The 11,760-nt window shown below is 67.0% G+C and carries 11 protein-coding genes; 6 read left to right on the forward strand and 5 right to left on the reverse strand.

The window, feature by feature from the left end:
• Positions 1-14 precede the first annotated feature (14 nt).
• Entirely contained in the window at positions 15-1,475 is a 1,461-nt protein-coding gene (locus tag FHW97_RS15150; protein WP_168352035.1) for a sorbosone dehydrogenase family protein, read from the forward strand.
• A 180-nt stretch (positions 1,476-1,655) separates the two neighbouring features.
• On the opposite strand, the gene purH is transcribed toward FHW97_RS15150, so the two are convergent.
• From purH to rpe, 3 genes are read right to left on the reverse strand one after another with little or no spacing between them, the layout of a single operon-like run.
• Positions 1,656-3,245, reverse strand: coding sequence for a bifunctional phosphoribosylaminoimidazolecarboxamide formyltransferase/IMP cyclohydrolase (gene purH / locus FHW97_RS15155; protein ID WP_168352036.1), 1,590 nt, complete (start codon positions 3,243-3,245; stop codon positions 1,656-1,658).
• An 11-nt stretch (positions 3,246-3,256) separates the two neighbouring features.
• Positions 3,257-5,197 (reverse strand): heparinase II/III family protein, encoded by a 1,941-nt coding sequence (locus FHW97_RS15160; protein WP_022676451.1) that lies wholly within the window; start codon positions 5,195-5,197, stop codon positions 3,257-3,259.
• Positions 5,198-5,201: 4 nt separating this feature from the next.
• Positions 5,202-5,867 carry a ribulose-phosphate 3-epimerase gene (rpe, locus tag FHW97_RS15165; RefSeq protein ID WP_022676450.1) on the reverse strand — a complete coding sequence of 222 codons (666 nt, stop codon included), beginning with the start codon at positions 5,865-5,867 and terminating at the stop codon, positions 5,202-5,204.
• A 296-nt stretch (positions 5,868-6,163) separates the two neighbouring features.
• Here rpe and FHW97_RS15170 point away from each other — a divergent pair, with 296 nt between their 5' ends.
• The 3 genes from FHW97_RS15170 (at position 6,164) to FHW97_RS15180 (ending at position 8,449) form a co-directional block, all read left to right on the forward strand.
• Positions 6,164-6,679 carry a DUF2141 domain-containing protein gene (locus FHW97_RS15170; RefSeq protein WP_370525427.1) on the forward strand — a complete coding sequence of 172 codons (516 nt, stop codon included), beginning with the start codon at positions 6,164-6,166 and terminating at the stop codon, positions 6,677-6,679.
• Between the two features lie 57 nt (positions 6,680-6,736).
• The gene (locus FHW97_RS15175; RefSeq protein ID WP_253941798.1) at positions 6,737-7,687 is read left to right on the forward strand and encodes a 2-hydroxyacid dehydrogenase; all 951 of its coding nucleotides are present in this window, start codon (positions 6,737-6,739) and stop codon (positions 7,685-7,687) included.
• Positions 7,688-7,822: 135 nt separating this feature from the next.
• Positions 7,823-8,449, forward strand: a complete 627-nt coding sequence (locus FHW97_RS15180; protein WP_022676447.1) for a class I SAM-dependent methyltransferase — start codon at positions 7,823-7,825, stop codon at positions 8,447-8,449.
• A 51-nt stretch (positions 8,450-8,500) separates the two neighbouring features.
• On the opposite strand, the gene FHW97_RS15185 is transcribed toward FHW97_RS15180, so the two are convergent.
• Positions 8,501-9,322: a hypothetical protein gene (locus tag FHW97_RS15185; RefSeq protein ID WP_168352039.1), complete on the reverse strand. Its 822-nt coding sequence runs from the start codon at positions 9,320-9,322 to the stop codon at positions 8,501-8,503.
• A gap of 121 nt (positions 9,323-9,443) precedes the next feature.
• On the opposite strand from FHW97_RS15185, the gene lipB reads away from it, so the two are divergent.
• Both lipB and FHW97_RS15195 read left to right on the forward strand, forming a co-directional pair.
• Entirely contained in the window at positions 9,444-10,118 is a 675-nt protein-coding gene (lipB, locus tag FHW97_RS15190; protein WP_022676445.1) for a lipoyl(octanoyl) transferase LipB, read from the forward strand.
• A complete protein-coding gene (locus FHW97_RS15195) occupies positions 10,115-10,447 on the forward strand; it encodes a hypothetical protein (RefSeq protein ID WP_168352040.1) in 333 nt (110 codons plus the stop codon). Before lipB ends, FHW97_RS15195 begins: the two co-directional genes overlap by 4 nt.
• Before the next feature lie 33 nt (positions 10,448-10,480).
• Here the strand turns inward: FHW97_RS15195 and FHW97_RS15200 are convergent, their stop codons facing one another.
• Positions 10,481-11,602: an alkene reductase gene (locus tag FHW97_RS15200; protein WP_062783202.1), complete on the reverse strand. Its 1,122-nt coding sequence runs from the start codon at positions 11,600-11,602 to the stop codon at positions 10,481-10,483.
• Between the last annotated feature and the right edge of the window lie 158 nt (positions 11,603-11,760).

Consider the following 11,760-nt stretch of genomic DNA (forward strand, 5'->3'; position numbering starts at 1 on the left):
CTAGTTTGCCCGGCATGAGCACCCTCAAGAAGTTCCTCATCGCCCTTGGCCTGCTGGTGATCGCCGTTGCCGCGTTCCTGGCGTGGGCCATCCGTGGCCCGGCCGGCCAATACACCACCGACGAAACCTCGGGCCCCCATCCCAAGATGGCCGAGCCTTCGCCGCAGACCATTCCCGGCGTCGGCATTGCCAAGCCGATCGGGTGGCAGGCGGGCGAAGCGCCGGTGGCGGCGCAGGGGCTGGTCGTCACCCGCTTTGCCGATGGGCTGGACCACCCGCGCACGCTGGCGGTCCTGCCCAATGGCGATGTGCTGACCGCCGAAACCAATGCGCCCGCGGGTGATCATGGTGGTGGCGGCCTCACCGGGCTGGTGGCCGGCTTCCTGTTCAGCCAGGCCGGTGCGGGTGAACCCTCGCCCAACAAGATCGTGGTGCTGCGCGATAACGGCAGCGGCAAGGCGAGCCAGCGCTTTGTCATGGAAAATCCGGCGCTGGATTCGCCGTTCGGCATGGTGTGGCGCGACGGCCGGCTCTATGTCGCCAACCACAATGGCGTGGTATCCTGGCCGTTCCAGCCGGGGCAGACCACCCTGCCGGGCAAGCCGGAAAAGCTGATGGACCTGCCGCCGGCCGGCATGCACTGGGCGCGCAACCTGGCGCTCAGCCCCGATGGCCAGCGGCTCTACATCTCGGTCGGTTCGGGCAGCAATATCGCTGAAAACGGCATCGATGCCGAGGCGCAGCGTGCCGCGATCTTCGAGTATGATTTCGACAAGCACCGCGTGCGCCAGTTTGCCGGCGGGATGCGCAATCCCAACGGCATGGATTTCAATCCCTACACCGGCGAACTCTGGGCCGTGGTGAACGAGCGCGACATGCTCGGCCCCGATCTCGTGCCCGATTACCTCACCAACGTGCCGCTCGGCGCGCAGTATGGCTGGCCCTGGGTCTACTGGAAGAAGTACATCGACTGGCGCGTGAACGAGCCGATGCCCGAGTACCTGATGGAATACGTGCGCAAGCCGGAATACGGTCTGGGCGCCCATGTCGCGCCGCTCGGCCTGGCCTTTGCGCGCGGCGGCAATACCATGGGCGATCGCTTTGGCGGGGGCGCCTTCATCGCCCGTCACGGTTCGTGGAACCGTCGCCCACTCGCTGGCTATGACGTGGTCTTCGTGCGGTTCGACAGCCACGGTAATGTGCTGCCGGCCCCGCCTGCGCCTGTGCTCACCGGCTTCCTCACCAAGGACAACAAGGCCCATGGCCGCCCCACCTGGGTGGCCTTTGCCAAGGACGGCGCTCTGCTGGTCAGCGACGATGTGGGCGGCGTGATCTGGCGCGTCACCGCGCCGGGCGCCAAGCCGGCCCCGGCGATTACCCAGATCGCCGATACCCCGCTGCCGCCCAAGCCGCCGATGGGCAAGATCCGCATCCAGGAAAACCCGGATTCGGTGCTCAACAAGCCGCAGCCGTAACAATGGGCTTCCCTCCCGCACGCGGGAGGGGGTGGGGGAGGGCGTGTCGCTTTCTCCACCAGCGGTTCGGGAGGGGCCAAACATTCCCTCCCCCGGCCCCTCCCGCCAGCGGGAGGGGAGCAAAGAAAAGGGGGCGGCGCCGCGTGGCACCGCCCCCTTTTTGCGTTCCGAAATCCGCGATCAGTGGCGGAAGTGGCGCATCCCGGTAAAGACCATGGCCAGGCCGGCCTCATCGGCGGCCTTGATCACGTCTTCGTCGCGGATCGAGCCGCCCGGCTGGATCACCATCGTCGCACCCGCTTCCACCGCAGCCATCAGGCCATCAGCAAAGGGGAAGAACGCGTCGGAGGCAACGGCCGAGCCCACCGTGCGGGCTTCGCTCCAGCCATGGGTCTGGGCGGCTTCCTGGGCCTTGGCGGCGGCAATGCGGCTGCTGTCGCGGCGGTTCATCTGGCCCGCGCCGATGCCGGCGGTGACGCCATCCTTGGCATAGACGATGGCGTTGGACTTCACGTGCTTGGCCACGGTCCAGGCAAACAGCGCGTCCTTGAGTTCCTGTTCGGTCGGCGCGCGCTGCGTCACGACCTTGAGGTCGTCCGCCTTGATCGCACCATTGTCGCGGTCCTGCACCAGCAGGCCGCCGGCGATCGGCACGGTGACGAGGCCGGCGCGGTGGGCGTCGGGCAGTTCGTTGACCAGCAGCAGGCGCAGGTTCTTCTTGCGGGCAAACGCCTCGCGCGCGGCGGCATCGGCACCGGGGGCCACGACCACTTCGGTGAAGATTTCGCAGATCGCGTTGGCGGTCGGGCCGTCGAGCGGCTGGTTGACCGCCACGATGCCACCAAAGGCCGAAACGCTGTCGCACGCCAGGGCAGCCTGCCAGGCGTCGAGCAGCGTATCCGCGCTGGCCACACCGCAGGGGTTGGCATGCTTGACGATCACCACCGTGGGCTTGTCGGTTGCAAATTCGGCCACCAGTTCCAGCGCGGCATTGGCATCGTTATAATTGTTGTACGACAGTTCCTTGCCCTGGATCTGCTCGGCCTGGGGCAGGCCGGCAACCGTGGCGCGGCGCGGTACATAGAGCGCGGCGGACTGGTGCGGGTTTTCGCCATAGCGCAGCGTGGTCACCAGGCCATGCGCGCTGGCCAGCGTGGCGGGGAAATGCTGCTGCTGGTCCACGGTGGCAAACCAGGTGGCAATCGCCGAATCATAGGCGGCGGTGGTGGCATAGGCCTTGGCCGCCATCGCGCGGCGGAAGGGCAGGGTGGTCTTGCCGCCGGTCTGTGCCAGTTCAGCGATCACCGTGGCATAGTCGGCCGGATCGGTGAGGATCGTGACGTAATCGTGGTTCTTGGCGGCCGAACGCACCATCGAGGGGCCGCCGATGTCGATGTTCTCGATCACTTCGTCGCGGTCGGCGCCCTTGGCCACGGTCGCTTCGAACGGATAGAGGTTCACGACGACAAGGTCGATCGCGCCGATTTCATGCTCGGCCATGCTGGCGGCATGCTCGGCATTGTCGCGCACGGCCAGGAGGCCGCCGTGCACCTTGGGGTGCAGCGTCTTGACGCGGCCATCCATCATTTCGGGAAAGCCGGTCAGTTCCGAAATGTCCTTCACCGCAAGGCCCGCCTCGCGCAGCGCCTTGGCCGTGCCGCCGGTGGAAACCAGTTCCACGCCGTGTGCGGCCAGTGCCTGGCCCAGTTCAACCAGGCCGGTCTTGTCAGACACCGAAAGCAGCGCCCGCCGGATCGTCACATCGCTCACGTTGAAAATTCCTATCTCATCTTCTTGAGCAGCCAGGAGAAACTCTCTCCGCTGCGCGGGATCTTGGCCGTGATGACAAGCTGGCGCGTGCCCAGCGGGCGGCCCAACCCATCGGCCCAGAGCGATTCCTCGATCGTCACCGGCTCACGCCCCGAACGGAACTGCCACAGGCCGCCATCTGGCAGGGCAAGGGTAACGCCAAGGCCGTCCTGGCCCTGCGCCAGCTCGATATGCGGGCCAAGGTGGAAGCGCAAGGCAACACCGATCATGCCGCGCTTGCCTTTCTTGCCGTGCGGCACCAGCAGGTCTTCGCCGCGCAGTTCGGTGCCATCATCGCGCAGGATCAGGATGCGCTGGTGCATCAGGCCATAGCGGCTGACATAGCCGTTGTGGCTGGCCTCGATCCGCGTGGCGGACTGGCCCATAGGGCCGGGCGCCGTGGCGGCATAGCTGCCATCGGCCTGCAGCGTGCGTCGGTCCACTTCCACTTCGGAAACGCCGCTGCCCAGCTTGCCGTTGATCAGCACGGCGGTGGAATTGAAATCGTCGATCGTCAGCGTGGAATGGGCCGCCGTGGCGCGCAGGCCCTGCGCCAGGCGCAGCGGGATCAGCCCGCCGGCAAAGGCCGCGCCGCCGCAGTTGACGATCAGGCGCTCGGCGCCATGGCTGAATTCGAACGCCAGGGTAGAGGCACAGCCTTCGCGGGCGTGGCGGGCGATCGGCGGCGGCGCGGCATCGAGCAGCAGGACCGACTTGCCCGCCGTGATGCGCTGGTAGCCCCACTGCCGCGCATCGCGCAGCGGCCGGGTGCGCACACCGCTGGCCTTGATCAGCGTGGCGATATGGTCGGCCTGCACGGCGCCCGCGCCCTGCCAGCTGCCCAGCGCGCCATCGCCGTGCAGCAGCGCGAGCAGCGGCGGCACCAGCAGCGACAGGATCGTTTCGATCTGCTGGGGCGGATCGCGGCGCACCGCAGCATAGCAGGCCTTGAGCCGCACCAGGATGGTAATCGCCTCGATCTGGCCCAGCGGGCTGCGCGACAGCACGCCGCCATCATCGCCCACCATGTCACCCAGCGCGCGGATCAGCCCGGCCTCGCCAAACAGGCGGCGCGGGCCACCATCGGCCATCAGCAGCCCGGCGGCGGTGATCGCCGCCCAGCCGGCCACTTCGCCCAGCTTGTCATCCGCACGGGTGACATGGCGATCGAGCCAGCGGGCGGTTTCGGCCATGGCGTGCAGCACGCGGCTGCGAAACTTCTTGTCGTTGCCCGACAGCAGCAGCGGTGCGTGGATCAGCCAGGTGAGCAGGCGGTGGCCGGTATGCCCGACGTCCCAGGCCGGGCTGGCGTTGGGCTGGGGATTGGCATTGAGCCACATGCCCAGCACGCGCTCGGCCACGGGGGTGCATTGCGCGCGCGGCCCGCTTGCCTCCAGATCGGGCAGCCAGGCAAAGCCATGCACCATCCGCTCGAACGGCGGCGGCAGGCGCGGCCCGGTGAATTCGGTATCGGCAATCGGGGTCTTCATGCCGTGGACCAGGAAATGCCCGGCGCGCAATGCCTTGCCCGCGCCGGAATCGCCCGGAAGCGGGTTGCTGACCGTCGCCGTCAGGCGCGGGCGAGAACGCTTGCGAAAGGGTTGCAGCGCGGCGGCCGGCAGCCCCAGGCGATAGGCAAAACGCATGAAGCGTTCACCCGCGCTGACCGGGGGCGGCGAAAAATCCGCCAGCGCCAGGGCGCGGCCGGGCTCCACCACTTCGGGGCGCAGCGGCATGTCTTCGTCGGCGGGCATCGGCGGCAGGGGGCGGACCACAGCAGCGGCGGCGGCCGCATCGCGCCGCAAGGGTTCGTTTTCCAGCCCCAGGGGCAGGGCGGGGCTGGCTTCGTCCGCCGAAATGGCCTTGCCCTTGGCGGGCTGGCCGGGTGCGATGGAGAAGCCTGGTTCGCCCACGGGGTCAGTCGATCCTTTTCAGCGCGGCGATATTCGCGGCATAGTGATCGGGCCCACCCTTGAAGGTCGCGGTGCCGGCGACCAGGGCATCGGCGCCGGCGGCCACGCACAGCGGCGCGGTTTTGGCATCGACCCCGCCATCCACTTCCAGGTGGATCGGCCGGCCGGTCTTGTCGATCATCTTGCGCACCGCTTCGATCTTGCGCAGCTGGCTGGAAATGAAGCTCTGCCCGCCAAACCCGGGGTTCACGCTCATGATCAGCACCAGGTCGATATCGTCGATCAGGTAATCGAGCATCTTGGCTGGCGTGGCGGGGTTGAGCGCGATACCGGCCTTCTTGCCCAGCGCCTTGATCGCCTGCACGGTGCGGTGGATATGCGGCCCGGCTTCGGGATGGACGGTGATGATATCGGCCCCGGCGTTGGCGAAGGCTTCTAGATAGAGATCGACCGGGCTGATCATCAGGTGCACGTCGAACGGCTTGGTGGTGTGGGGGCGCAGCGCCTTGACCACGGCCGGCCCGATCGTGATGTTGGGCACGAAGTGGCCATCCATCACGTCCACATGGATCCAGTCAGCCCCGGCGGCATCGATCGCGCGGATTTCCTCGCCCAGCCGGGAAAAATCGGCGGATAGGATCGACGGGGAAATTATCGGCAAGGCAGTCATCGACAACGGGTCCGATCGCAATTCTGGGCAAGAAATAGCCCGGCCCGGCCAAATCGCCAAGCGGGCGCCGTTCGGCGCTTAACCGCGCCGAATCGGGGCCACAAGCGCTCTTTGCAGTATTTTCCACACGCGTTGTGCAGTTTCGGGCCGGTCTGGCGCGGGTTTGCTGCGAAAGCGCGCGGATTTGTCCAGGCCGGCGATCAACCCATGCAGCAATGCCACGGTCGCGCCGCGAACGCGCCCTGCGGCCTTGCGCCCCCTTGCCATCGGCGGCCGGGCTTGTCATCGAAGATGGGGTGAAGACGCTGATCGAATCCCTCAAGACCACGCTTGGCTCCCTCGCGCTGGGTGCAACGCTGGCCCTGCTGCCGGGCACCGCGATGGCGGCCAAGCATGGCGTGCATCTGCCGCCGCTCGGCTGCGCCGGCCCACCCAGCGATACCTGGCTCAATGTGACGATCGACAAGGTGCGATCCGATCGCGGCGTGATTGCGCTCACCGTCTATCCCGATGACCAGCGCAAGTTCCTGATCGATGGTGGCTCGCTCTATGTTGCGCGCGTGCCGGCCCGTGCGGAAAAGACGCATATGTGCCTGTTCCTGCCGCAGCCGGGCATCTATGCTCTGGCCGTCTATCATGACGAGGACAATTCCGGCTCGCTCAACCGCATCGGGCCGATGGGCCTGCCGGCCGAAGGCTTTGGCTTTTCAGGCAATCCCGGCTCGATCGAAAGCCTGCTGGAATTCCGCGCGGTGCGCCTTTCCGTGCCGCGCACCAACCTGTCGACGCGCATTCGCCTGCGCTATCCTTGAGCGATTGCCGGGATGAAGGGCTGACTTTTCAACCGTTCGCGCGCTAACATGCGCGGCATGACCAAACCTGCCGTCCTCGCCGCCGCGCCCTTTCCGCCGTTCACCATGCAGCCGCTGGAAGCGGCCTTTGCCGTGCACCGCCTGTGGGACGGGCTGGACGATGCCGCCGCCGGATCGATCCGCGCCCTGGCGACCAACACCCTGTTCGGCCGCCTGGGGGCAGAGGTGATGGACCGCCTGCCAGCGCTGGAAATCATCGCCAACTTTGGCGTGGGCTATGACAATATTGACGTGGCTGCCGCTGCCGCGCGCGGCGTGATGGTGACCAACACACCTGGCGTGCTCGACGAGGAAGTCGCCGATCTGACCCTCGGCCTGCTGCTATCCACGATCCGCCGCTTGCCCCAGGCCGAGCGGCACCTGCGCGCCGGGCTGTGGGAACAGGGCGCCTTTCCGCTTTCGCCCACGCTGCGCGGGCGGCGTATTGGCATCCTGGGGCTGGGCGCAATCGGCAAGGCGGTGGCGCGCCGCCTGGAAGGCTTTGGCGTGGCCATCGCCTATCACGGGCGCACGCGGCAGGAGGGCGTGGCCTATCCCTGGTATCCCACGGCGCTCGCCCTGGCCGAGGCGGTCGATGTGCTGGTGGTGGTGGTGCCCGGTGGCGCTGCCACGGCGGGGCTGGTCGATGCCGCCGTGCTGCGCGCGCTGGGGCCGCAGGGCGTGCTGATCAACGTATCGCGCGGCAGCGTGGTGGACGAGGCGGCGCTGATCGCGGCGCTCCAGCAAGGCACGATCCTGGCTGCCGGGCTCGATGTCTTTGCCCGCGAACCCCATGTGCCTGCCGACCTTGTCGCGCAGGACAACGCGGTGTTGCTGCCCCATGTCGGCTCGGGCTCGGTCGCCACGCGCACGGCCATGGGGCAGTTGATGATCGACAACCTTTCCGCATGGTTTGCCACGGGCCGGGCGTTGACGCCGGTGGCCGAAACCCGCCATTTGCAACGGTAAACGCCTGGTTGCGCAGGGTGTCTGTCCGATAACGGTTCGTCGCATCGCGCTGGGCCTTGCGGCGAACGCTTGCAATAGTGCCACGGATTTGCAACTTGCGCGGTTCACGCACCAAGATAGGGATGCCTGTCCACAATGAATTCGACCCAGGCGGCGCGCGCTCCTTTGCATCAGCGGGTCCGGCGCAAGGCGGAACGGATGTTCGGTCCAGCAGGCATTTTCTTCAAGGGCTTCATCAAGCACCCGGTGATGGTCGGCGCGATCGTGCCGTCCTCGCGCCGCACGATCGCGCGCGTGCTGTCCAAGGTGGATTGGGAAAACTGCGATCTGTTCGTGGAATATGGCCCCGGTGTGGGCACCTTCTGCCAGCCGGTGCTCGATCGCCTGCGCCGCGATGCGCGGCTGATCGTGATCGATACCAACCCCGATTTCATCAACTACCTGGCCCGCACGATCGGTGACAGCCGCTTCATCGCGGTGCACGGCTCTGCGGCCGAGGTGGAAAGCATCGTGCGTCAGCACGGTTTTGACCATGCCGACTATGTGCTGTCGGGCCTGCCGTTCACCACGCTGCCCGAAGGCGTGGGGCCGGCGATCATGGCCGCCACGCAGCGGGTGCTGCGCCCGGGCGGGGCGTTCCTGGTCTATCAATACACGGCCCGCGCGCGCGCACTGATGAGCCGCTATTTCCACCGCATCGACAAGGGTTTCGAGCCGATCAACGTGCCGCCCTGCGTGATCTCGTGGGGCTGGAAAGACTGACCACCTGGCGCGCCCCTTCCATAATGGAACGGGCGCGTTTCATTTTCTAGCTCACAGAAACGGGCGGGGCAGATCAGCGGTCAGCTGCCCGTGAATGCCGGCCAGCATCGCCACGAAATAGGTGTAGCCTACCGAATAGAGCAGCGCTGAGATCGCTTCGTTGATCAGGCGCGCGCTTTCGTTTTCGGCGCCGAGCAACTGTGTGGTGATCAGTCCCACCACCATCATCACCACGCTCATCGCCACCAGGAACACCACCATGGCCAGGCCCAGGAACGCCAGGATGCGCGCGGTATTGCCCCGCGTCAGCGCCACGCTGGCGCGGATCGCCATGATCGGGTTGTGGGTGCGCCCCACGCCCAGCACCGGGCCGACCATGATCGTGCGCAGCAGCGGATAGACCACGGCTGCCAGCCCGGCGCCGGCGGCCAGCGGCGCCGGCACGCGCAGGCCCAGCAGCACGCCGCTGACCACCATCATCAGCAAGAGCGCGAAGAGGCCGATCAGCACTTGCGCCAGGAAATAGGCGGGCACCCGCGCCGCGCAGTTGCGCAGCGCCTGGCCCACCGTGGGGCGCGAGCGATCGAGCACGCAGACCAGCATGGTGATGAAGCCCACGATCTGGAACAGCGACAGCGGCAGCAGGTAGGGCAGGTTGCGCGTGTAATAATCCTGCATCACCTGCGCGAGCTGCTGCTGCGTCACCTGCGGAGGAATGACCGGCGGCGCGATGAATATGGCGCCCACCAGCAGCGGCAGCAGGAAAAACACCCCGGCAATCGCGATCAGCAGATCGGCATTGGCCGAAACGATGCGCGTGGCGCCCTGCCAGGCGGCCATGCTGTCCAATGGGGCGATCAACGGTTTGGTCACGTACTTTCCTCGGGGCTCGTTATCTTTTGCTCCTAGCAAAGCCTGCGGCCCGGCGCACCTCTCTTCCCGGTGTCTTGCCCCCTTGCTTCGGGCGGCGTTCGGGGCCAAGTCGCAAGGCACCATGACTGCGCCCGATACCATCGAGATCGTCCGTGAAACCGCCCCGGTGCCCTATCGCCCCGCGCTGGAGGCGATGGCCGCCCGCAATGCCGCGATCGCCGATGGCACGGCATCGGACATGCTGTGGCTGCTCGAACATCCGCCGGTCTATACCGCTGGCACCAGCGCCGATCGGTCCGAATTGCTCGATCCCCGGTTCGAAGTGGTCGAGGCCGGGCGCGGTGGGCGCTATACCTATCACGGGCCGGGCCAGCGGATCGGCTATGTCATGCTCGATCTGCGCAAGCGCGCGCGCGACGTGCGCGGGTTCGTCCATGCCGTGGAAGGCTGGGTGATCGATACGCTGGGCGATTTCGGCGTCGAGGCCTGGCGCGCGGAAGGGCGCATCGGCATCTGGTGTGCGGGGGCCGATGGGCGCGAGGCCAAGATCGGCGCGATCGGCGTGCGCATTCGCCGCTGGGTGACGATGCACGGCTTTTCGGTGAACCTGTCGCCCGATCTTTCGCATTTCGGCGGGATCGTGCCGTGCGGGATCGAGGAGTTTGGCGTGACCAGCCTGAAAGACCTGGGCCGATCGGTCAGCAGCGCGCAATGGGATGATGCGTTGCTGGCGCGCCTGCCGGCGTTCCTGTCCAAGCTCGACGTGCCATGCCCACCGGTGGAGATGGAGCCATGAAGACCCTGCTTTCCCTATCGGCGGTCGCCCTGCTGCTTGCCCTGGGCGGGTGCCAGAAGGGCAGCGAACCGGAAAAGGGCGCGGCCAAGGCCGCCGGTGGCGAGGTTCTGCCCGGCAGTGTCAGCGATGCGATGATCGATCTTGATGGCGCTACCGGCACTCCGCCGTTGCAACCCGCGCCCAAGGCCAAGGCCAGCGGCGCTGCGCCACAGGCAGCATCGAGCGATGCGGCCGAAAGCGCCACGCCCGATGCTGCAGGGGCTGCAGGCGGCACAGCCGCGCCCGCAGCACATGCCCCCGCTGCCCAGAGCCAGGCATCGGCGCAATAACGCGCCGATCCTGGCCGCTGGGTGATTGGCGCGTCAGACGGTTTCTTCGGCCAGCGTGGGATAGTCGGCATAGCCTTCGGGCACGGGGAAGTACCACGATTCGGGAACGTTGCGGTTGGGCGCCAGCGGGGCGTCCTTGGCGATGCGCGCGGGCAGGTCCGGGTTGGAAATGAACGGGCGGCCAAAGCTGATCGCGTCGGCGCGGCCGGAGGCAATGTCGGCCGCGGCAGACTGCGGGGTGTAATCGCTGTTGAGCACCAGCGGGCCGGTATAGATCTTGCGGATCAGGCCATCCTGCTGCGGCACGTCGGTGGCGCCAAAGGTGCCGTTCGGGCCGGGCTGGCGCAGTTCGACAAAGGCCGGCTTGAGCGTTTCGAGAACCTGGGCGGCCAGGCCGAACACGGCCTCGGGGTTGCTGTCATCCACCCCTTGCGAATCGCCGTTGGGCGAAAGGCGCACGCCGACGCGTTCTGCCCCCCACACGCCGATCAGGCGTTCCATCACTTCGCGCAGCAGGCGCACGCGGTTTTCCGGGCTGCCGCCATATTCGTCGGTGCGCAGGTTGGCCGAATCGCGCAGGAACTGGTCGATCAGATAGCCATTGGCGGCGTGCAGCTGCACCCCGTCAAACCCGGCCTTCCTGGCGTTTTCGGCCGCGCGGGCATAGTCATCGAGCAGGCGCGGCATTTCATCGAGGCGCAGCGGGCGCGCTTCGACCGCGTCCTTGCGGCCTTCGAAGGTATGGACATGGCCCGGCACGCGCGTGGCCGAGGCAGAGACCGGCGGCTGGCCATCGTTGAGATCGGGATGGCTGACGCGGCCCATGTGCCACAGCTGCGCGACGATGCGTCCGCCGGCTTCGTGCACGGCTTCGGTCACCGGCTTCCACGCTTCGACCTGGGCGTCAGTCCACAGGCCGGGGGCATAGGGCCAGCCCAGGCCTTCACGGCTGATGCCGGTGGCTTCGGAAATGATCAGGCCGGCGCTGGCGCGCTGGCGATAATACGTGGCCATGATCGGCGTGGGCACTCCATCGCGCCCGGCGCGGCCGCGGGTGAGCGGGGCCATGAGAATGCGGTTCGGCGCATGGATCGCGCCCAGATCGATCGGCTGGAACAGCGCGGCGTGGTGGGGCTGGCTGGAAGTCTCGGTCATGCAGGCCTCTTGCTGGAAATGCATTATGGGTTTTTCTTTGCAACGTATATTGGCCGCGACCGTTCCGCCGCGCAAGGGGGCACGGGCAGGGCGGCGGCAGGTTTTCTTGAAACCGGCAAAGAAAAAGCCCGGAAGGCCATAAAGGCTCCCGGGCTTTC

The organism is Novosphingobium sp. SG754, assembly GCF_013149315.1.
In the GTDB taxonomy this organism is placed as follows: domain Bacteria; phylum Pseudomonadota; class Alphaproteobacteria; order Sphingomonadales; family Sphingomonadaceae; genus Novosphingobium; species Novosphingobium capsulatum.

Excerpts from the sequence above, each read along its gene's own strand:
- FHW97_RS15200 (WP_062783202.1), bottom strand. The coding sequence starts at position 11,602 with ATGACCGAGACTTCCAGCCAGCCCCACCACGCCGCGCTGTTCCAGCCG.
- rpe (WP_022676450.1), bottom strand. The coding sequence starts at position 5,867 with ATGACTGCCTTGCCGATAATTTCCCCGTCGATCCTATCCGCCGATTTT.
- FHW97_RS15180 (WP_022676447.1), top strand. The coding sequence starts at position 7,823 with ATGAATTCGACCCAGGCGGCGCGCGCTCCTTTGCATCAGCGGGTCCGG.
- FHW97_RS15175 (WP_253941798.1), top strand. The coding sequence starts at position 6,737 with ATGACCAAACCTGCCGTCCTCGCCGCCGCGCCCTTTCCGCCGTTCACC.
- FHW97_RS15150 (WP_168352035.1), top strand. The coding sequence starts at position 15 with ATGAGCACCCTCAAGAAGTTCCTCATCGCCCTTGGCCTGCTGGTGATC.
- FHW97_RS15195 (WP_168352040.1), top strand. The coding sequence starts at position 10,115 with ATGAAGACCCTGCTTTCCCTATCGGCGGTCGCCCTGCTGCTTGCCCTG.
- lipB (WP_022676445.1), top strand. The coding sequence starts at position 9,444 with ATGACTGCGCCCGATACCATCGAGATCGTCCGTGAAACCGCCCCGGTG.